This is a genomic window from Sedimenticola selenatireducens (assembly GCF_007625115.1).
GTDB classification, from domain to species: Bacteria; Pseudomonadota; Gammaproteobacteria; order Chromatiales; family Chromatiaceae; genus Sedimenticola; species Sedimenticola selenatireducens_A.
In genome coordinates, this window is sequence record NZ_VMNH01000003.1 from 97,227 (window position 1) to 116,790 (window position 19,564).

At 50.0% G+C, this 19,564-nt stretch carries 18 protein-coding genes and 1 tRNA gene; 11 read left to right on the forward strand and 8 right to left on the reverse strand.

Annotation, left to right across the window (positions count from 1 at the left end; translation table 11 throughout):
• Window positions 1–104 precede the first annotated feature (104 nt).
• Together FHP88_RS01535 and FHP88_RS01540 are read right to left on the reverse strand one after the other, a co-directional pair.
• Window positions 105–2,120, reverse strand: coding sequence for a HAMP domain-containing methyl-accepting chemotaxis protein (locus tag FHP88_RS01535; protein WP_186297555.1), 2,016 nt, complete (start codon window positions 2,118–2,120; stop codon window positions 105–107).
• 168 nt (window positions 2,121–2,288) lie between these two features.
• Window positions 2,289–2,364 (reverse strand) — tRNA-Thr (locus tag FHP88_RS01540).
• 334 nt (window positions 2,365–2,698) lie between these two features.
• Here FHP88_RS01540 and FHP88_RS01545 point away from each other — a divergent pair.
• The 6 genes from FHP88_RS01545 to FHP88_RS01570 are packed head-to-tail and all read left to right on the forward strand — an operon-like array spanning window position 2,699 to window position 9,888.
• Window positions 2,699–3,235 (forward strand): GspH/FimT family pseudopilin, encoded by a 537-nt coding sequence (locus tag FHP88_RS01545; RefSeq protein ID WP_186297556.1) that lies wholly within the window; start codon window positions 2,699–2,701, stop codon window positions 3,233–3,235.
• Window positions 3,226–3,756 carry a type IV pilus modification protein PilV gene (pilV, locus tag FHP88_RS01550; protein ID WP_260843126.1) on the forward strand — a complete coding sequence of 177 codons (531 nt, stop codon included), beginning with the start codon at window positions 3,226–3,228 and terminating at the stop codon, window positions 3,754–3,756. The genes FHP88_RS01545 and pilV overlap by 10 nt, the downstream gene beginning before the upstream one ends.
• A complete protein-coding gene (locus FHP88_RS01555) occupies window positions 3,753–4,904 on the forward strand; it encodes a PilW family protein (RefSeq protein WP_144357225.1) in 1,152 nt (383 codons plus the stop codon). The genes pilV and FHP88_RS01555 overlap by 4 nt, the downstream gene beginning before the upstream one ends.
• The gene (locus FHP88_RS01560) at window positions 4,904–5,440 is read left to right on the forward strand and encodes a pilus assembly PilX family protein (protein WP_144357226.1); all 537 of its coding nucleotides are present in this window, start codon (window positions 4,904–4,906) and stop codon (window positions 5,438–5,440) included. Before FHP88_RS01555 ends, FHP88_RS01560 begins: the two co-directional genes overlap by 1 nt.
• Window positions 5,441–5,467: 27 nt before the next feature.
• Complete coding sequence (locus FHP88_RS01565; protein ID WP_144357227.1) at window positions 5,468–9,364, forward strand: pilus assembly protein; 3,897 nt, start codon at window positions 5,468–5,470, stop codon at window positions 9,362–9,364.
• Between the two features lie 32 nt (window positions 9,365–9,396).
• A complete protein-coding gene (locus FHP88_RS01570; RefSeq protein ID WP_303777162.1) occupies window positions 9,397–9,888 on the forward strand; it encodes a type IV pilin protein in 492 nt (163 codons plus the stop codon).
• Window positions 9,889–9,902: 14 nt separating this feature from the next.
• Here the strand turns inward: FHP88_RS01570 and ispH are convergent, their stop codons facing one another.
• The 3 genes from ispH to FHP88_RS01585 are packed head-to-tail and all read right to left on the reverse strand — an operon-like array spanning window position 9,903 to window position 11,916.
• Entirely contained in the window at window positions 9,903–10,844 is a 942-nt protein-coding gene (gene ispH, locus FHP88_RS01575) for a 4-hydroxy-3-methylbut-2-enyl diphosphate reductase (protein ID WP_144357228.1), read from the reverse strand.
• Window positions 10,845–10,861: 17 nt separating this feature from the next.
• Entirely contained in the window at window positions 10,862–11,311 is a 450-nt protein-coding gene (locus FHP88_RS01580) for an FKBP-type peptidyl-prolyl cis-trans isomerase (RefSeq protein ID WP_186297557.1), read from the reverse strand.
• A gap of 53 nt (window positions 11,312–11,364) precedes the next feature.
• On the reverse strand, window positions 11,365–11,916 hold the full coding sequence (locus tag FHP88_RS01585; protein WP_144357230.1) for a cob(I)yrinic acid a,c-diamide adenosyltransferase: 552 nt from the start codon (window positions 11,914–11,916) through the stop codon (window positions 11,365–11,367).
• 179 nt (window positions 11,917–12,095) lie between these two features.
• Between FHP88_RS01585 and FHP88_RS01590 the strand changes: the two genes are divergently transcribed.
• From FHP88_RS01590 to rimO, 3 genes are all read left to right on the forward strand, one after another.
• Window positions 12,096–12,290, forward strand: a complete 195-nt coding sequence (locus tag FHP88_RS01590; RefSeq protein WP_144357231.1) for a hypothetical protein — start codon at window positions 12,096–12,098, stop codon at window positions 12,288–12,290.
• 483 nt (window positions 12,291–12,773) lie between these two features.
• Window positions 12,774–13,118: a transcriptional regulator gene (locus tag FHP88_RS01595; RefSeq protein ID WP_144357232.1), complete on the forward strand. Its 345-nt coding sequence runs from the start codon at window positions 12,774–12,776 to the stop codon at window positions 13,116–13,118.
• A 6-nt stretch (window positions 13,119–13,124) separates the two neighbouring features.
• The gene (gene rimO / locus FHP88_RS01600; RefSeq protein ID WP_144357233.1) at window positions 13,125–14,444 is read left to right on the forward strand and encodes a 30S ribosomal protein S12 methylthiotransferase RimO; all 1,320 of its coding nucleotides are present in this window, start codon (window positions 13,125–13,127) and stop codon (window positions 14,442–14,444) included.
• A gap of 5 nt (window positions 14,445–14,449) precedes the next feature.
• Here rimO and FHP88_RS01605 read toward each other — a convergent pair whose 3' ends face one another.
• Window positions 14,450–14,656 (reverse strand): YgaP family membrane protein, encoded by a 207-nt coding sequence (locus FHP88_RS01605; RefSeq protein ID WP_144357234.1) that lies wholly within the window; start codon window positions 14,654–14,656, stop codon window positions 14,450–14,452.
• A 126-nt stretch (window positions 14,657–14,782) separates the two neighbouring features.
• Here FHP88_RS01605 and FHP88_RS01610 point away from each other — a divergent pair, with 126 nt between their 5' ends.
• Window positions 14,783–16,351: an AAA family ATPase gene (locus FHP88_RS01610; RefSeq protein WP_260843134.1), complete on the forward strand. Its 1,569-nt coding sequence runs from the start codon at window positions 14,783–14,785 to the stop codon at window positions 16,349–16,351.
• Between the two features lie 2 nt (window positions 16,352–16,353).
• Here FHP88_RS01610 and FHP88_RS01615 read toward each other — a convergent pair whose 3' ends face one another.
• Both FHP88_RS01615 and dusA read right to left on the reverse strand, forming a co-directional pair.
• Complete coding sequence (locus tag FHP88_RS01615; protein ID WP_144357236.1) at window positions 16,354–16,713, reverse strand: cupin domain-containing protein; 360 nt, start codon at window positions 16,711–16,713, stop codon at window positions 16,354–16,356.
• The gene (dusA, locus tag FHP88_RS01620) at window positions 16,710–17,678 is read right to left on the reverse strand and encodes a tRNA dihydrouridine(20/20a) synthase DusA (protein ID WP_144357237.1); all 969 of its coding nucleotides are present in this window, start codon (window positions 17,676–17,678) and stop codon (window positions 16,710–16,712) included. Before dusA ends, FHP88_RS01615 begins: the two co-directional genes overlap by 4 nt.
• Window positions 17,679–18,033: 355 nt before the next feature.
• Here dusA and FHP88_RS01625 point away from each other — a divergent pair, with 355 nt between their 5' ends.
• A complete protein-coding gene (locus tag FHP88_RS01625) occupies window positions 18,034–19,485 on the forward strand; it encodes a sensor domain-containing diguanylate cyclase (RefSeq protein ID WP_144357238.1) in 1,452 nt (483 codons plus the stop codon).
• Window positions 19,486–19,564: the final 79 nt, after the last annotated feature.

Consider the following 19,564-nt stretch of genomic DNA (forward strand, 5'->3'; position numbering starts at 1 on the left):
GGTCATAGGGCGGGCCGTGCCCGCCGACGGCGCCCATGGGGCGCCCTATGGCGAGTTGTCGAGGTATCGAAACAGCTTAGAGGAGGAGCAAGTCGCCCACCCCGTTATAGTTTGAACTGCTGTACGACTTGTTGCAGCTCCGCGGCGAGCTGGCCCAGGTGTTTTGTAGTGGCCATGGAGCTTTGCGAGAGTGCTGCGGCATCTTTACTCTCTTGACTGATAGCGACAATGGAGCGATTGATCTCTTCCGATACCGCACTCTGTTGCTCGGAGGCCAGGGCTATTTGGTTATTCATGGCATTGATCGTATCAATGGCCGTGTTGATTGCTTCAAGGGATGAGCGGGCGCTATTGGCCTGTTTCACATTTTTTTCAGCTGTACCGCAGCCACTTTCTATCGCCTTTACCGCTTGATGGGTATTGGTCTGCAGATTGCGGATCATCTCTTCAATTTCTCCTGCAGACTCCTGGGTGCGGGTGGCCAGATTACGTACTTCATCTGCAACCACGGCAAACCCCCGTCCCTGCTCACCGGCGCGGGCGGCTTCAATGGCGGCATTCAGCGCCAACAGATTGGTCTGTTCAGCAATGCCCTTAATGACATCCAATACACTGCCGATCCCAGCGCTGTTCTTCTCTACCTGACCAATAATAGTCGCTGCTGCGCTGATCTCTGCATGCAACGCCTGAATCGACAAGGCAGTTTCTTCAACAGTTTTATGGCCGGCAGCGGCCTCTTTGGTGGCTGAACGAGACGCCTCTGAAGCATTGGCAGCATTACTGGCAACCTCGTTAATGGTGGCGGACATCTGATGAATGGCCGTGGCGACCTGCTGTGTCTCCTGCTCTTGGGTAAGCACTTTTTGTGTGATGATGCTGGTGCTATCGGTTGTCTCCGCAACGGCAGAGATTACTTCACTCGTGGCCTTGGCGGTATGCTGCACCAGCGCCTGGATCTTATCGATAAAGGTGTTGAACGCGTGCGCCAGATGGCCAATTTCATCCTGTGTGTGGCTTTCCAGACGGCGTGTCAAATCTCCCTCACCGTGAGCGATATCATCCAGTGCGTCGACCACCTCCTTAAGAGGTTTGCTGATAGCGCGACCAATCAGCCAGGCCATAAACAGTCCAATCGCCAAACCGATGGCTAATAGAATCGAAACCGTACTGGTGGTTCGGGTTGTTTCATCAATTAGTGTGGTATTTGTCTGCGCTATCGCCTGGGCCTGAAGCTCTTCCAGGGTATTCAGTTTGTTATCGATTTGTTGAAACAGGGGGGTCGCTTCACTGCGTACCAACCAGGCGTCGGTTCGCCATTGATCACCGCCATGAATCGACATCATTTTTTCAATGTTGGCTTTATAGGTTGATAGCTGGCTCTTGAATTGAGCCAGTGAATCGGCCTGATCCAGGGTCAGTTCATCCTCAAATGCCTCAACTTTACCCAGAAGCTGTTCGGTGCGTTCGATGTAGAGTTTCAGGTCATTGGTCACGGCGTCTGAACGGAAGGCCAAATAGCCACGAATACTGCTCATGACGTTGCTCCAGGCATAACGTAGATCAGAGAAGAGCACGAGCATCTCGCGCCGCTCTTCACTGACATCCTCTTCTTGTTCAGAGGCGATCATCTGCGAGGTGAGCTGTACCATCACTCGACTCATGGGGTTGAGGTTGGTGTTGGCGTAGGCTATACCGGGAAAATTGCCCTCATAGCTGGTGGCGGTCTCCAGTAACTGATCACCGATTGAGCGGAATTTTTGTAGATCATTGGCGAGCCCATCGACCAAATCGGCTGACTGTTTATCTGAGAAGACAGCTTTGTGTTCTTTGAGCTTGGCTACCAGCGCCTCAGACTCTTTTAACCCCTTTAAAAATCCCTCGCGATGCGTCTCTTCCTTGGTGGACAGGAAGAAGCCCAGAGCGCTTGCCGTTTGGTGGACATTGGCGGAAAGCTCTTTTGATAGCAAGGCGGTGGGTTGGCGAACCTGCACCATCTCCACCACAGAGTGTTCGACATTTGCGAGACTCTTGAGCGTCAGTATCGAGATGGCCGCCATAATGATCAAGACGACTGCAAATCCTGACCAGACCTTATGGCCGATCTTGAGTGAGCTGAACATGTAATAACCTCCCTGAGCTGGACCTTCTGATCCCATTATTTCGAGCCCAACTCGGTGTTGGATCTCTTTATGTGGGTAGGTTAACGGCCTCTAAATAGGATTCTTTAGATCCATGCAAATATGAGGGTTTATTATTCAATAAATGGGGTGTTCAGGATGGAAGAGGGGTGGAGCCACCCGCCGGAATCGAACCGGCGGCCTCATCATTACGAGTGATGCGCTCTACCAACTGAGCTAGGGTGGCCTTTCAAACTTTATAGAGCAGATTGTGTTTAGGCACAATCAGGGGAACGGGAGTATAAATAAATGCGGCCCACCACACAACCGATAAGTGGCTGGGAAATAGGCGGTTTCAGGGTTTTGGCGCATTGCGATATCGATGACCCCCCCCGTGACTGAAGAAAAGACCGAAGATAGACCGGATTAGGCCGCTGATCGGTGGTTATCCTCCATTCATCGGTAGTCTATTTAACCTGTTGGGACTGTCTGCTAATAACTTATCCTAGAGACAAATTTCTAGTTTACGTATGGTGTTTGTCGTTTATTAAGTACGCAGAGAGCGTTTTATGGGATACACAATGAAAAGGGTGAGTAACCTGCCGCAGCGCGGTTTCACACTGATCGAACTGATGTTGGTTGTAATCCTTTTAGCTATTGTAATGGCTTTTGGGATTCCATCGTTTACGACTTTTATCCGTAATAATAATCTGGTCGCAGGGGCGAATGAATTTGCCACGGCCCTTTCTCTGGCGCGTACGACAGCCATTAAAGAGGGTGCTGGTGCTGTGATACAGGCACCCACGACTTCGCCCAGTACCAATGAATGGGGTCAAGGCTATACCGTCTCACTCTGGACAGATGCAGACAACGATAATGTGGTTGATGGCGGTGAAGTGGGTACTGCGATAAGAACATTCAAGGCGCTTGATGCGGCTGCCACACTGGATAGCACCACAGGAGTACGAACGATTGCCTTTATTCATACAGGGCAACTTACCGGGACGGCGGCGCTTGTATTCGATCTTTGTGATTCCAGAACGGGTGAAACAGGACGGCAGTTTACAGTGAATGCGGTTGGAAGTTTTGATCTTGATAGGGGTTACACATGCCCATAAAACGACATACAAAAAAAATGCATGCGGGAGTTTTTCGAACAACTGAACAGGGTTTTTCACTGCTTGAGGTGTTGATCGCCGTGGTGGTTCTCGCCGTTGGTTTGTTGGGTATCGGAGGGCTTCAGGTCCTTTCACTCAAAAACAATCACAGTGCCTATTTGCGTTCGCAGGCTACCTATTTAGCTTATGACATCATCGACAGTATTCGCGTCAATCCAGATGGCCTCGCTTCTTACGCAACCGTAGCGACCGATGCACCGGCATCCCATCAGAGTTGTGAGACAGTTTCATCCAACTGCACAACAGCTCAACTTGTAACGCATGATCTGAATATTTGGAAATGTATGTTAGGTGCCTGGGATGCCAATGCAACCTGTGTGGCATTGGGCACTCGAGGTTTACTGCCAGGTGGTACGGGTGTTGTGGCAATCAGTGGAAATGATGTCACTGTTACCGTGACCTGGATAGATGATCAGGATGGCAGTACTACCACCAGTCTTGCAGTGAGTACACGGATATGAAAGTGACCAATAGAAACAGACAATCTGCGCGCACTGCTAACGGGATGAGAGAGAAAGGCGTAGGCATAGTCGAGATCATGGTGGCGTTAGTCATCGGCCTTGTCCTTATGGCAGGTGTTATCCAGATCTTTCTTTCCAGTAAACAGACCAATAGAGCCGCTGAAGATATGGCGCGTATGCAGGAAAATATACGCTTTGCGGCCGAACTGATTACTAATGATATCCGTATGGCAGGTTTCATGCCTTGCCGTCAGACAAGCAAGACTGTCAATGTGCTAAACAGTACGGCGGGTGTGGGAGGAGATTTTTTCACGCAAGGCATCAATGGTTATGACGGAAATAGTACGGACGATGATACCGGTGCGAATGATCGGGGTATTGTAGGTATTGCCGCCTTGGGCGCACCCTTTACTAATCATGTGGCTGGGACCGATATCGTCTCTATTCTAAGAGGCGGTGACGCGGATTTTAGTGTTGTGTCTCACGTGCCCACTTCGGCGCAGTTCACGCTGAATGCGCTCAGCACCCTGCAAGATGGCGATATTGTGATGATTTGTGATTTGGTGCAGTCATCCATTCTTCAGGTAACAAATACCAATTCATCCAATGTCACGGTTGTTCATAATACGGGGGTGCCTAGTATATCTCCTGGTAACTGTACCAAAGGTTTGGGCTATCCAAAGGATTGCTCAACCACTAATGGTACGGCCTATGCCTATGGGCCAGATTCCCATCTCCTGAAATTTGATTCCTGGCATTACTATATCGGTACAAATGCAGCAGGTGGGCGGTCTCTTTACCGGGCGGGTCTACAGAATGTTTCAGGTGCCGTTTCAATGGCCTCACAAGAGCTCGTGCAAAACATTGAAAACATGCAGCTACTCTATGGTGTAGATGCCAATGATGATGGCAATGCTGAGCGTTATGTGCGTGCCGATCAGGTGTTGGATGTCACCGGGGCAACCTGGAATCGCGTGGTTTCAGTTCGCTTGGGTGTGTTGGCGCAAACACCCCGAGAGATTGCAACTCAAACGGATACAAGGACCTATAGCCTTGCGGGTTCCAGTTTTGCGGCGGCTGCGGTGGATCGCCGTCAGCGATATGTCTACAACACCACTGTAAAGATTCGCAACCGAGGTAAGTTGTAATGCATGAATGTATGAATCGAACGGGTTTGCCCGTTAGGCAGAAGGGCGTAGTGCTTGTGGTGGCGCTTATCATGCTACTACTGATGACCATACTTGGGGTCTCCAGTATGCAAACCACCACACTTGAAGAGAAGATGTCCGGCGCCATCCGTGATAAGCAGATCGCTTTCCAGGCAGGAGAAGTGGCGCTGAGGATAGGTGAAACCTTCCTTACAGCGGCCTCACTGCCGGCATTTAATAATACCGTAGGGTTGTACAGCCCATCAGGAACCGGTAGTGACCAATGGCAGAGTGTGACTTGGTCCGCCACTACTGAGGCGGCTTGTAACTGTAAAATCACCCCCACAGGCAGTGCCGGTCCGGATGTGTCTGCTCCTCGCTACATCATTGAAGAGTTGCCTGCAGGAAGCCTGCCGGGAACCAGCCTTGTGGTTGGTTTTTCCGCCGGTTCGCAAGCTGCTATGTATCAGGTTACTGCTCGCGGTGTTGGAAAGGGCGGCGGTGTTGCAGTTTTGCAAACAACTTATTTGAGATAGTGGTTATTTCCGCTGGAGTTACTGGTTATGGATATTAAAAAACTGAATCACAAACGCGTTGGATTAGCAGTTTTAGTAGGTGCCTATACCTTTTGTGCGGCCTCTTCTGCAATTGCTGCGGCACCCAATATCTCACAAGACCCGTTGAGTCTCAGCACGTCTGCCGATCCTAATATCCTGATCAATCTGTCTGTAGAAACCCCAATGGGTGGTGCGGCATACAATGATCAGAATGATGTTGCTGATGGAGGGAGTTGTACGGGCCGGGTAAATGACGGTGGAACTGTAGGAATTTGTTACGACAAGACCCAAGAGTATGTCGGTTATTTCAATCCTAATCGTTGTTATAACTACAGCAGTGGTAGCGGATACTTTGTTCCGGATGTTGCGACAAATTCTGATCATGAGTGTAGCGGGCAATACAGTGGTAACTTCATGAATTGGGCCACCATGACGGCAATGGATGCATTTCTCTATACCATGACGGGTGGTAATCGAGTTACCGATACATTGGCATTAACGGTGGTGGAACGCGCTAAAAAGCACAGCAACGACAGTTGGTTTCCTTATAAGTTAGTGAAGTCGACAAGAAACGTGGCGCCTTCTACGGTGACGCCTTGGAGTGACTCGGCTATATATATCAAGAATGAGGACTGGACCGTAAAATTTGGTACCTCGCATGGCGGTGCTGAAAAAATAACTGCTAACGTTAGAGTTAAAGTCTGCGAGCTTGGAAAGCTGGAGGCTAACTGCGTTCAGTATGATAATGCGGGTACGCCTTATTATAAGCCGGAAGGATTGATCCAGAAAAATGCGGAAAATAAACGCTTTGCGGTAACCAGTTATCTGAAAGATGCCACCATTGCAAAAAATGGCGGTGTGCTCAGGGCCAAGATGAAGTATGTGGGACCAGATCGTCCTGTTACCTCAGGTTTTGGTGCACGGCAGACCAATCCCAATGCTGAGTTTGGTACGGATGGGCTGTATGTGACTGATCCGGATGCTCAGTCGGGGAGCAATGGCATCACTGATTCTGGTGTAATCAATTACATCAACAGGTTTAGCAGGGCGCACGGGTATAAATCCTATGATCCTGTGAGTGAGCTTTTTTATGAATCACTGCACTACTTTCGTGGGCAGTCAATAACAAACAAAGGCCCTACTTCTGAATTTCTGCCCACTTCAAGTACTGAGTATGGGACATTTCCAGCTTATTCTACCTGGGATGATCCTATCCAGTATTCATGCCAGAAGAATTTTATCGTTGGGCTAAATGACGCCTTCCCACATCGCGATAAGACAGTTCCTGGGACCTATTGGAGTTCCGGTGATCCTTGGGGTGATTCCGATTACGGCAATCCAACAGGTGCTGATACTTTCTTCGATGCCAGGGCCTGGACTAATAAAGTAGGCGCTGATTTGAGTGATCAGACAATTTGGAGTGCATACACGGGCGGTGATCATGGTAACGGATTAGGTGAGATTCGTGCCTGGGGAACCGGTACGGTTAACCCTAATAACAATGGCAGAAAAAATACCTATTATGTGGCGGGTTTTGCTTTTCAGGCTAACACTACAGATCTGCGCTCGGAATCCGATATGCCAGGAGACCAGACAGTCAGTACCTTCATGATGGATACGCAGGAGTATAATGCTAATCCGCTTACCGGTGAGAAAAATCCCCTTTGGTTGACGGGTAAGTACGGTGGATTTGTTGACTCTGATAACGATGGTTACCCTAATCTCACATCAGAATGGGATGCGGATGGTGATGGTGAGCCTGATAACTATGTGCGTGTTACCAATCCAAGTAAAATGGTAACAGCGTTAAACAAGACCTTTTCTGATATTGATAAGCGGGACTCTTCCTCATCCGCCGTTGTGGCCAACTCTGTCAGGTTGCAAGCGGGAACGAAGATTTTCCAGGCCCGTTTTAATAGCGGCGAATGGAGTGGTGAGCTGCTGGCTTATCCTGTGAATGCGGATGGTTCAGTTGGGGCGGCACAATGGAATGCACAAACGGTATTGGATGCACAAAACTGGAGTACTGGCAGAAATATTTTTAGCTATGATCCGACGGCTAATTCAGGCAATGGACAGGGTATTCCTTTTACCTGGTCCTCCCTGAACGCTACACAACAGGCCGCATTGGATATTAATCCTGACTCCAGTCCTGCGGCCTCTGATTCAAAAGGTCAGGATCGTTTGGAGTTTTTGCGAGGGAATCAAGCAAAAGAGGCCAATAATACCGGCGGGACATTCCGTGAGCGGGCTTCCGTGTTGGGTGATTTGATTAACTCTGCACCTGTTTATGTTGCGGAGCCAAACTTCTTGTATCCAGATGCGGCTGCCTGTGGCGGCACCCCTTCCACCTGCTACTCTGCATTCAAATCAACGCATGCCAGCCGTATGCCAATCATCTATGTGGGCGGTAATGATGGCATGCTGCATGGATTTATTCCTGAAGAGAGTTCAGCTTCGGCCGGTGATGAGGGGACAGAGGTGGTGGCTTACGTGCCTAATTTCCTCATGTCCGATTTAAATCAATTGACTTCTCAAGACTACAGTCATCGATTCTATGTTGACGGTAACCCGACAGTGTCTGATGTCTTTATTGATACTACAGGTGCAGATGCATGGCATACGGTTTTAGTCGGCGGGGCTAGAGGGGGTGGTCAGGGCTACTTCGCGCTAGATGTCACTGATCCGATAAACTTTGCAACGGTGAAAAGCGCAGCACAGAATGCTACAAATGCCCAGAAGCTTGCGTTGTGGGAGTTTACTGATGCTGATGATGCTGATCTGGGGTATACCTATAGTCAGCCAGCGATTGCAAAGATGGCAAATGGTGAGTGGGCTGTGATCTTTGGTAATGGCTATGGCAGTACCGCTAGTGATGGCAATGTGGGTGATGGTGATGCGGTGCTTTATATTGCCTTCCTTGAGGGCGGTTTGGATGGTGTCTGGACGGTAGGGACAGACTTTATCAAGATTGATACAGGTGAAGGTTCTACTGCTGTGCCAAACGGTATGTCTACCCCGGCCCCTGTAGATACTGACGGTGATGGTTTGGTGGATGCGATATACGCCGGTGATCTTTACGGCAATATGTGGAAAGTAGATGTTAGCAGTACTAATACCAGTCTTTGGGATAATAGCTCCAAGCGGTATAAGTTGTTCAGTGCGGTTGATGACGCAACGCCTTCCAATACCCAACCAATTACAGTGCGTCCAGATGTTGGTGCCCATCCCTTGGGGGGAGTGATGGTCTACTTTGGCACCGGTAAATACTACGAGACTGGCGATAATAATCCGTCAAACTATGGTGAACAGACTTTTTATGCCATTCGAGATCAGGGATCCACAGTTTCAGGGCGTTCAGACTTACAGGAGCAAACGGTTATACAGCAGGCTACTGCAACGGGTGGTGTATTCCGTGTGACTTCTAACATGGCCGTGGATTGGTCCACAAAAGACGGTTGGTTTATGGATCTTACGGATACAGGGGAGATTGTTGCAGTCAATCCAAAACTGAACAATGGATTGATTGTATTCGTTACCCAGGTGCCTTCATCGAATCCTTGTGATTCTGGTGGTTATAGCTGGATTATGGAGATGGATGCCGTGACAGGTGGCTGGCCAACCAGTACAAATCTTGATGTGGATGGTGACGGCGATGTCGATGCGGCTGACGTGTTGGCCAGTGTCAGTGTCGATGCGGATGGCGATGGTGATGCGAGCAACGATGGTCCGCCCAGACCAACGGGTCAGCGGTCTACAGAAGGTATATTGACTGAACCCACGATTCTTCCTGCTGGAACCAAAGAGTATAAATATTCCAGTGGTTCCCAAGGTGGTATCGAGACAATTGTTGAGTCTTCTGGACTCGGTAAGGGTAGGCAGTCATGGCAGCAGATACGATGAGTCGGTGGCTCAGTACTAAAAAGGATTGTTCAATGAGAATGTTTGAAAAACTAAGGGGCTTTACACTTATTGAGTTGATGGTTGTGGTGGCAATCGTCGGTATCTTGGCGGCTATTGCATATCCCTCTTACACGGAGCAGGTGAGGAAGACCCGGCGAGCGGATGCTACAGGTGCCCTAATGGGGTTTTCCGGTGTCCTGGAGCGTCGCTATACGGTCAATGGTAACTACTGTGATGCTGGAGGGGGTGGGGGTGCTAATACCTGCGGGGTGAGTGGAACGAATGATACGGGTTCGCCGCCAGCGACTGTCTATTCTGCGACTAGCCCTGTAGATGGGGGGACCGCGGCTTATAATCTCACTATCAATGCAATGAATGCTGCCGGCACAACCTATACACTGCATGCAGCACCCACGGGTCCACAAACCGGTGATAAGTGCGGCACGCTGACGCTGACTCAGGATGGCACAAGAAATATTACCGGGCAAAGTACAGGTGTCACGGTTAATGATTGCTGGAAATAATGGGTTAGGGTGATTTAGGTTTGTTGCAATGCTTTAGGCAGAGAGAAGGTGACATGCTCCTCTCTGCCGCTCAATGTCTGAACTGAATGTGCACCCCAACACTTCAATTTTTCAATCACCTCATCCACCAATAGATCGGGCGCTGAAGCGCCCGCAGTAATTCCAATCTTGTTAACACCGATTAACCAGTCCTGGTTAATGTCGTCTGCCCTGTCTATCAGGTAGGCCGGGGTGCTTGACTGCTTGGCCAGCTCTTTTAATCGATTGGAGTTGGAGCTGTTGGGCGAACCTACCACTAGTACCAGGTCACACTGTTTGGCCAGTTCTTTTACGGCGTCTTGGCGGTTCTGGGTGGCATAGCAGATGTCGTTCTGTTTAGGCCCCTGTATTATGGGGAATCGCTCTTTAAGGGCTGTAATTACCTTGGCGGTGTCATCCATTGACAGGGTGGTCTGAGTGACAAAGGCCAGATTGTTCGGGTCTTTTATTTGCAGGTCCGCTACATCATCCGCCGTGACGACGAGGTAGATGCCTCCCTGATCACCGGTGTTGTTGTACTGCCCCATTGTGCCTTCTACTTCCGGATGGCCGCGGTGGCCAATAAGGATCACTTCATGGCCATACTTGCTGTGTCGGGCGACTTCAAGATGGACCTTGGTCACCAATGGGCAGGTGGCGTCAAATACTTGCAGTTGGCGTCGTTCGGCTTCCTGGCGGACAGCTTGTGCCACCCCATGTGCACTAAAGATGACCGTGCTGTTGGCGGGAATCTCTTCCAATTCATCGACAAAAATCGCACCCGCTTTTTTTAGACTGTCGACGACATAGCGGTTATGCACCACCTCATGTCGTACATAGATCGGGGCGCCGAAGATCTGCAGTGCGCGCTCGACAATTTCAATCGCACGGTCAACACCGGCACAGAAGCCTCTGGGATTGGCAAGCAGTATCTCCATGATCTTCTCTGGTGACCTTATTCCGGATTGTTGACGTTGATGATCTGTACGGTGAAGACGATGTCATTCCCGGCCAGTGGGTGATTGAAGTCGATCTTGACCTGCTCTTCATCCAACTCCATGACGATGCCGGCCAGTTCATCGCCGGCGGGGGTTGAAAAGCTGATCACCAACTCCGGTTCAAGTGCCATCTCTTCTGGGAAAGATGAGCGGGGCATGGCGTAGGCCTTCTCTTCATCGCGTGGGCCAAAGGCGTTATCTGCCTCAAGCAGCAAAGACTGCTTTTCCCCTGCTTTGAGGCCGAAGAGTGTCTTCTCAAGATTATCAATCAGACTCCCCGTTCCCAAGGTAAGCGTTATGGGGTCGCCTTCGAATGTACTGGTGATAGTGGTTCCGTCACAGAGCGCGATGGCGAAGTGCAGGGTTATTTCACTGTTAGCAGTGATTTCGGGTGTTAAATCAGACAATGCTTTGATCCTGTTAAGTTTGGATAAATTGCTGAACGGCTCACCTAAGGGTGTTAGACCTCTTTATTCCAGTAAACCTCTTCTCCGCCATTCTGGCGCGCCAGTACGCGGGCAATGACAAACAGCAGGTCAGAGAGTCGATTGAGATATTTGAGTGCATTCTCATTGACTTGCTCTTGATCCTGGCGTGCTAACAAGGTCAGTCGTCGCTCTGCTCGGCGGCAAACGGCCCTGGCGTGGTGACAGCTGGCCGCCAGTATATTCCCCGCAGGGAGGATAAACTCCTTCAACGGAGGGAGTGTTTCGTTTAACTGATCAAGACTCTGTTCCAGGGCTTCGATCGATTCGTTGGTAACGACTTGATAGCCTGGTACAGCCAGTTCCCCACCAAGATCAAACAGACGATGCTGAATCTGGGTCAGCAGCTGGGCTATCTCTTCGGGTGGATTGTGCGTAATCAGCACGCCGATCAGGCAGTTTAGCTCATCAACCGTGCCAATGGCTTCGATGCGGGCACTGTCTTTATCGACTCGGCTGCCATCGCCTAGCCCGGTGGTGCCCTTATCGCCTGTTCGCGTGTATATCTTAGAAAGTCTGTAGCCCATGTCTGGTTTCTTTAGCAGGAAAAGGCTGGATTATATCAAGTGTGCACGTGGGCGTCTTTGCGTACTGCGCCTGCTTGGTCCTGGGATTGCTAAGTAGGTGCGGGCTAAAAGTATTGCAATAATTTCAATAAGGACTATGATATTCTTAATCCAATAACTCATATAGCTTGGATAACATTATGATTAATAAAGATTATGCGGCAAGCAAAATCCTCCCTCTCTATGAGGTGAAAGAACTCTCTATGGAGGAAGCCTTGTTGGTGTTGGCGGCGGAGAAGGAGTCACTGCTCCAAAAGGCACAGGCTGCCGACTTTGGCTATGTGCCCAGGCCTGCGTGGATGGCGGCAGCCACTCGTGATTCAGCGGCTGCATAATCCTAGAACATAAATTTATTTATTGAAATAGCGTATCAGGAGAGCAGTTCCTGGGTTACAAACAGGTAGCCCATTACACTGACCAGCACTGCAATACTGACGTATTGTAGAATAATACAGATGCCTGGAAGGGAATTGCAGGCCTTACTTAAACCGCATAATTTGCAATTTTTCAATCTGAATACCTCATACACTGCTTTGGTATCTGTCTCAGGTTTTTGTCGGCACGAGACTCGCCATGACAGAGAATCCTCTCATACATTTTGATGAAACTGCCCTGCAGAAAAATCAATTCACCTATAAAATAATCTAATAATCACAAAGATCTGGCTGGCGCTATAAGGTCTTTATGAGGCGTCCAGGGGCTTTTGCTATTGGCACAGGCTTTAGGAGTCTATTTTCAGCGGTACAATGAGGTAGAATCAGATGGATCTCGCCAGCGCAACGCGTCTGGCAACATCTGACAGGTTGTAAGGAGTAATAATGCTGATTGAAGGGCCCATGAATATCACCATCTCTGATCCGGCAGACGGTCAGGGTAAGGTGTTGGTGATTGTGTTTACCCCAGAGTTTCAATCGCTAACTGTGGAAGAGCAGGGCGCGCAATTCCAGGCCTATATGGCCATGTTGGCGCAGCATATTAATTCTCAGGATGCGGTTGATGCGCGTAATCGCGCGGGGATGGCGATTATCTATCAGTTCGCTGAGGAGCTATTACCGCATATTGTGAGTGGTGACCTGGCACTGGAGGAGCGCATTGTGCTACAGCTGCGCCAGGAGGCACAAGCTGTTGCGCTTACCGATCTTCTCGCTTCCAAGCCGAACTGATCCGGCATGAGTAAACAAACCCCACAGGTTGGTTTCGTCAGTCTTGGCTGTCCCAAGAATCTGGTCGATTCTGAACGAATCCTTACCCAACTCAGGGCCGAGGGCTACGACATCGCCTATAGCTACGAAGGGGCTGATCTGGTGGTCGTCAATACCTGTGGCTTTATTGATGCTGCCGTTGAAGAATCTTTGGAGACCATTGGCGAGGCGCTCAATGAGAATGGTCGGGTGATCGTGACTGGCTGCCTTGGGGTTAAGGAGGATGAGGTTCGGTCAGTACACCCAGGTGTTCTGGCGGTTACCGGGCCGCATGCCTATGAAGAGGTGATGCGTGCCGTGCATGCCCATCTTCCTGCGCCGCATGATCCCTACATCAGCCTGGTGCCGCCGCAAGGGGTCAAGCTCACACCACGCCATTATGCTTATCTGAAGATTTCAGAGGGGTGTAATCATCGTTGTACCTTCTGCATCATTCCCAGTTTGCGGGGTGATCTGCTGAGTCGCCCGGTGGGTGAGGTGGTTAAAGAGGCTGAGAATCTGGTCAATTCAGGCGTTCGTGAGCTACTGGTAGTCTCCCAAGATACCAGTGCGTATGGCGTGGATCTTAAATATCGGACCGACCTGGTGGGTGGGTGTCTGCTGAAAACCCGCCTGAAAGAGTTGTCGCAGGCCTTGGGTGAGTTCCAGGCCTGGACCCGGTTACATTATGTCTATCCCTATCCCAGCGTGGATGATTTGATCCCCCTTATGGCGGAGGAGCTTATCCTTCCCTATCTGGATATGCCACTTCAGCACGCCAATCGCGATATCCTCAAGGCGATGCAGCGCCCGGCGGCCAGTGAGAAAGTACTGGAAAGAATCAGGCGTTGGCGGGAAATCTGTCCCGATCTCACATTACGCAGTACCTTTATTGTCGGCTTTCCCGGCGAAACCGAGGCACAGTTCCAGGAGCTATTAAACTTTCTTGAGGAGGCGCAGTTGGATCGGGTTGGCTGTTTCGCCTATTCGCCAGTAGAGGGGGCGACTGCCAATGCATTGCCTGATCAAGTGCCAGAGTCTCTGAAACAGGAACGGTTGGCCCGATTTATGGCGGTGCAGGAGGCAATCAGTCAGGAGCGGTTGACGGCCAAGATAGGTCGAAAAATGATCGTGTTGGTCGATGGTGTGACGGAAGAGGCGGTGATTGCGCGCAGTGCCGCAGATGCCCCCGAGATTGACGGCAATGTGATTATTGCGGGTGGTTGGGATCTTGAGCCGGGTGATTTTGTCGAGGTGGAGATCACCGGCTCAGACACACATGATCTGTATGCTGAGCCGGTGTTATAGACGAATCAGGCGCTCTTTACGCCAAACGCCTTGAGGATATTGCCCAGTGGGCAAAAACCAGTAAAGGCGGATTGGAAAAGATTTAGACCGACAAATGCGGTAAACCAGTGCCAGTTGGTGTTATGAAAGATGGGGCTCTGCTCCCATCCGAGCGCCAGGCTCAGCAGGATAAAGAAGCCGGCAAATGCAAGTATCATACGGTCGACGGTCATGTTCATTCCTTTTATCGATTAAGTCATATTCGAGTGGCCTGAAATTGCGGCCATTTAAACTTGAACCGATATTAGCATATCCTAATATAATGTCAATTTATATGGACGGTCTGTATCTTGCCTTCTGTGACTGAATATCAAGAGACACTCTTAACGCATCTGGCTCGCAATCCCGTCTGGCCTGAAGGGGTGCTGCCTGATCAAGTGATCGAGACACATATCTCGACTGTTCTGCTAGTGGGTAATCATGCCTATAAGATCAAGAAGCCGCTAAATCTTGGGTTTCTGGATTTTTCGACACTGGAGAAACGTCACCGCTATTGCCTGGAAGAGATTCGGCTGAATAGCCGTCTGGCCCCAGATGTGTATCTGGATGTCGTTTCCATTACGGGTACGCCAGAGCAACCCACTCCCTTTGGCGAGGGTGAGGTGATCGAGTATGCGGTACGTATGCGCCGGTTTGATCAGGCCGGTTTGCTTTCAGCGCATCCTGAGTTGATCTCGCCTGAACTTGTAGATCAGTTGGCGGATCGATTAGTCGCTTTTCATGCTTCGGTCGATGTTGTTGCCGCTGACCAGCCCTTCGGCTGTCCTGATGTGGTTTTGGCGCCCATGTACGAAAATTTCGCCCAGATCAGGTCATTGTCCGATTCCCCCCCATTACATGCGCAGTTAGCGCAGTTAGAGGGATGGACTCAACAGACCGCTAAAAAACTCCATGCACGTCTCTTAGTGCGTCAGGCGGGCGGATTTATACGGGAGTGTCATGGGGATCTGCATCTGGGCAATATTGCACTGGAAAAAGATGCGCTGCTGATTTTTGATGGGATCGAGTTCAACCCTGCATTACGCTGGATTGATGTCATCAGCGAAGTGGCCTTTCTGTTGATGGATGTGGATGAGCAGGGTATGCCCAACTATTCGCAAAGGCTGCTTAATCGCTATCTGGAGTTGAGTGGTGATTACGAGGCCTTGCCGCTGCTGCGCTTTTATCAAGTCTATCGGGCTATGGTGCGGGCCAAGGTCTGCGCCATTCGTCTGCACCAGCAAGATCTGGAGTCAGATGAGAAAAGACTGTTAACGAAAAGTTTTCAGGGCTATCTCGATTTGGCTGCACGCTATAGCAAAGCAGGGCTAACAGGGGTGATGATCACTCATGGCTATTCCGGCTCTGGCAAAAGTACACTCACAGCAATGGGGCTGGAACAACTTCCGGCGATTCGGTTGCGCTCTGATGTTGAACGGCGACGGCTAGCAGGGCTAGCGGTGTCTGGGTCGAGCAATGCCAATCTTGCCGATGGGCTCTATCGGCCCGAGATGACGGCCAATACCTACCAAAGATTGGCTGATGTGGCGCGACTCATCGTTGAGAGCGGCTGGATTGCCATTATCGATGCCACCTTTTTACGACATGAACAGCGTAATCCTTTCAGGTTGCTTGCGGATACGCTCGGTGTCCCCTTTGTTATTCTGGATCTGGATGTGCCCCTCGATGAGTTGGAGCGCCGGGTTGAGCATCGACAGGCCGTGGGTAATGATCCATCAGAGGCTACCCTCGAAGTTTTGCAGCACCAGCTTACGGCAGCTGATCCTTTGACTCCGATAGAGTTGAAGTCAGTTGTTCAGGCAGTGAGTCCTGAATTCCCCCTCGACAAGATCATGGTTGTGCTCGATAAAGAGTCCAGGCCCGTCTGACGTTAATCAATCAGTTCCGTATCTTCGTGGCTGTAAGCGGGAGAGCAGCAGCAAAGAATATGCAGAGCGATATCACCCTCGTTAAGAATAGCATGGGGTGTGCCGGGTGGAATGAGGATGGTATCCCCGGATACCACTGAAAAAAGCTCATCATCCAATCGCATCTCACCCCTGCCCTGGGTAATATGGTAAATCTCCTCAGACGTTAAATGGCGATGCAAGTGAGTGGTCACTCTGGGTGGAATCACGGCTTCTGCAAGGCTTTGGTTTTTGACGTCATGGAGGCCCGGATGCATCAACTCACGAATGAGTGAACCATCCTTTGTCTGATAGGCCAGCAGATCTCGGTAAGTTGTCTTCATAACTCAGGCACACATTTTGCCGCTTCGAGGATCACTTCGGGGGTGGCGCCGGCGCGATGCGCATGTTCGCTGATGTGGCGTCGCCAGGCCCGTGCTCTGGGTTGTCCTTGAAACAGACCCAGAATGTGTCGGCTGATGCGATTGACCGGAGCGCCCAGGGTATGTTGCTGTTCGGCAAAGGGCATCAGTTGTTCGATAATCTGGTGCCGGCTTGGGATGGGGTGGTCGTCGCCGAACAGCCTTCGATCCGCCTCAGCCAGTATCCAAGGGTTGTGGTAGGCCTCACGTCCAATCATCACGCCATCAACAAAGTGCAATTGGTCTTCGACTTGATCGAGTGTGGTTATCCCGCCATTGAGGATGATCTCAAGCTGGGGAAACTCCTGCTTTATCTTATGTACGACATCGTAGCGAAGTGGGGGGATCTCTCGATTCTCTTTTGGGCTGAGCCCACTTAACCAGGCCTTGCGTGCATGAATGATGAAGGTAGAACAGCCCGCATCAGCGACAGTTGCTACAAAATTGACCAGTGCCTCGTAACTGTCCAAGTCGTCAATGCCGATGCGGTGCTTGACTGTGACAGGTAGGCTTGTGGCACCCCGCATGGCGGCAACGCCCTCTGCAACAACCTGTGGCGTTGCCATCAGGCAGGCGCCGAACATGCCCGATTGTACCCGGTCAGAAGGACAGCCTACATTAAGATTGACCTCATCATACCCCCATTGCTCGGCAAGTCGTGCGCAGGCGGCCAGCTCTCCAGGAACGCTCCCACCCAATTGCAGTGCCACAGGATGTTCAACGGGATCAAAATCAAGATGTCGCGATTGATCGCCGTGTAATAACGCTCCTGTCGTCACCATCTCGGTATAGAGCAGGGTATGTTTGGATATCAGGCGCAGGAAGTACCGGCAATAGCGGTCTGTCCAGTCCATCATCGGGGCAACGGAAAGTTTACGACTAAGCATAGGGCTATAATGCAATAAAAAAGTAAACGGCGTGATTATTTTTAGCTGTGAGTATACCTATGGCCAATGGCGGGTATGCGAGTATGGATTCTCCAGAAAAAAACCAACAAAAACAAATTTTATGAAAAATGATGATATTTATTGGCCAATGCCACAAGTAATACTAAGGCATTGCCATTATTGATGATTGCTTGGGTCAATCAGAAAAACAATTGTATTGACTGTAAGCAATCCAGGGGCGTGTGGGGTTTATTGATAATCAAGTCATTTATGCCCATTATGTCAGCCTGCCCTTAAGTCAGCACACGCCGATTGCCTGTTGGGTAGTAAAATCTCTAGGAGTTGAAGACAGAGCATGTTCAAACAAAATAAGCGTTTGATAATCCTGATTAGTGCTTTGTTGATAGCGGGTTTTTTGCTGACAAGTCTGGCCAGTTACTTTATATCCGTCGCCTCCTTGCGGGACCATGTCGCCAATAATGAATTGCCACTTACCAGTGATAATATCTATACCGAGATCCAGCGTGATCTGCTAAAACCGATTTTTATCTCTTCGGTCATGGCTTCCGATACCTTTTTGCGAGACTGGGTGATTCGAGGTGAGCAGGAGCAGACCGAAGTCACGCGTTATCTCAAGGAACTCAAGGAAAAGTACAATGCCTTTACGGCATTTTTTGTATCGGAGCAGAGTCGTAACTATTACCATGCCGATGGCTTGTTAAAGCAAGTGCGCCCTAATGAACCACGTGATGCGTGGTATTTTCGGGTTCGTGAATTGCCCAGTGACTATGAGATCAATGTTGATTTTGACATGGCAAACAATGATGCCATGACGGTATTCGTGAACTACCGTGTCTATGATTACGAGGGTAAATTTATTGGTGTCACCGGTGTTGGATTGGCGGTTGACGCGGTTAAAAAGATGATCACCCATTATCAGGAGACCTATGATCGGGATATTCTGTTTGTCGATCAACAGGGTGGGGTTAGGCTGAGCAGTGCTGAAATAAGCGACAGCGAAAACTATCTGAAAGAGCTGGAGCGTGATGCCGAGACGGGTCGCTTATTGAAAGAGATCGCTGTTGCAGATGCTGGATCGTTTGAGTATCAGTTGTCAGACCGGACGGTTCTGTTAAACACCCGCTATATCAAGGAGTTTGGGTGGTATTTGCTGGTAGTGCAAAGTGAGGTGGCAGGTACCGGCGAGTTGTTCAATACGTTGCTGATCAATTTGGCCGCCTGTGCTTTGATCACACTCATTGTGCTGGTCATCACTAATTTCACCATATCTTCATACCAGCAGGATATTGAACGGATGGCGACAACCGACAAGTTAACCGGCCTGTATAATCGTCAGGCACTGGACATCCTCTTCAGGCAGCTGGTATTGAATTTGAAGCGGCGCCCGACAGAGATGTCCGCCTTACTGTTCGATCTTGATCACTTTAAACGGGTTAATGATCAGTATGGTCATCTGGCTGGGGATGCGGTGTTGGAGCAGATTGCCCGTTTGACCGTCTCCCGGTTGCGCGAAACGGATATTATCTGTCGCTGGGGAGGGGAGGAGTTCCTGGTGTTGTTAAAGGATTGTGATATTGCCATTGCCCGGAATATGGCGGAAGAGTTACGTCTGAGTGTGTTAAACAATCCCACCGACTATCAGCAGAAACAGATCAATATGACAATTAGTGTTGGTGTTGCTGGGTATCGTCCTGAGGATACCAGAGATCAACTGATTGCCAGAGTAGATAAGGCCCTCTTCAAAGCCAAGCGAAGTGGAAGGAACCAGGTAGCAATAGATGATTGAGTTTGTCGCCTAACTGCGATGCCTTGTGATACTGATCGCTGTGTCTTCAGGCAAGCAATTTGATTGGGCTGTGGGGTTA

Bases quoted from the DNA above. Each gene is read 5' to 3' on its own strand.
- FHP88_RS01535 (WP_186297555.1), bottom strand. From the start codon at position 2,120: ATGTTCAGCTCACTCAAGATCGGCCATAAGGTCTGGTCAGGATTTGCA.
- FHP88_RS01545 (WP_186297556.1), top strand. From the start codon at position 2,699: ATGAAAAGGGTGAGTAACCTGCCGCAGCGCGGTTTCACACTGATCGAA.
- pilV (WP_260843126.1), top strand. From the start codon at position 3,226: ATGCCCATAAAACGACATACAAAAAAAATGCATGCGGGAGTTTTTCGA.
- FHP88_RS01555 (WP_144357225.1), top strand. From the start codon at position 3,753: ATGAAAGTGACCAATAGAAACAGACAATCTGCGCGCACTGCTAACGGG.
- FHP88_RS01560 (WP_144357226.1), top strand. From the start codon at position 4,904: ATGCATGAATGTATGAATCGAACGGGTTTGCCCGTTAGGCAGAAGGGC.
- FHP88_RS01565 (WP_144357227.1), top strand. From the start codon at position 5,468: ATGGATATTAAAAAACTGAATCACAAACGCGTTGGATTAGCAGTTTTA.
- FHP88_RS01570 (WP_303777162.1), top strand. From the start codon at position 9,397: ATGAGAATGTTTGAAAAACTAAGGGGCTTTACACTTATTGAGTTGATG.
- ispH (WP_144357228.1), bottom strand. From the start codon at position 10,844: ATGGAGATACTGCTTGCCAATCCCAGAGGCTTCTGTGCCGGTGTTGAC.
- FHP88_RS01585 (WP_144357230.1), bottom strand. From the start codon at position 11,916: ATGGGCTACAGACTTTCTAAGATATACACGCGAACAGGCGATAAGGGC.
- FHP88_RS01590 (WP_144357231.1), top strand. From the start codon at position 12,096: ATGATTAATAAAGATTATGCGGCAAGCAAAATCCTCCCTCTCTATGAG.
- FHP88_RS01595 (WP_144357232.1), top strand. From the start codon at position 12,774: ATGCTGATTGAAGGGCCCATGAATATCACCATCTCTGATCCGGCAGAC.
- rimO (WP_144357233.1), top strand. From the start codon at position 13,125: ATGAGTAAACAAACCCCACAGGTTGGTTTCGTCAGTCTTGGCTGTCCC.
- FHP88_RS01605 (WP_144357234.1), bottom strand. From the start codon at position 14,656: ATGACCGTCGACCGTATGATACTTGCATTTGCCGGCTTCTTTATCCTG.
- FHP88_RS01615 (WP_144357236.1), bottom strand. From the start codon at position 16,713: ATGAAGACAACTTACCGAGATCTGCTGGCCTATCAGACAAAGGATGGT.
- dusA (WP_144357237.1), bottom strand. From the start codon at position 17,678: ATGCTTAGTCGTAAACTTTCCGTTGCCCCGATGATGGACTGGACAGAC.
- FHP88_RS01625 (WP_144357238.1), top strand. From the start codon at position 18,034: ATGTTCAAACAAAATAAGCGTTTGATAATCCTGATTAGTGCTTTGTTG.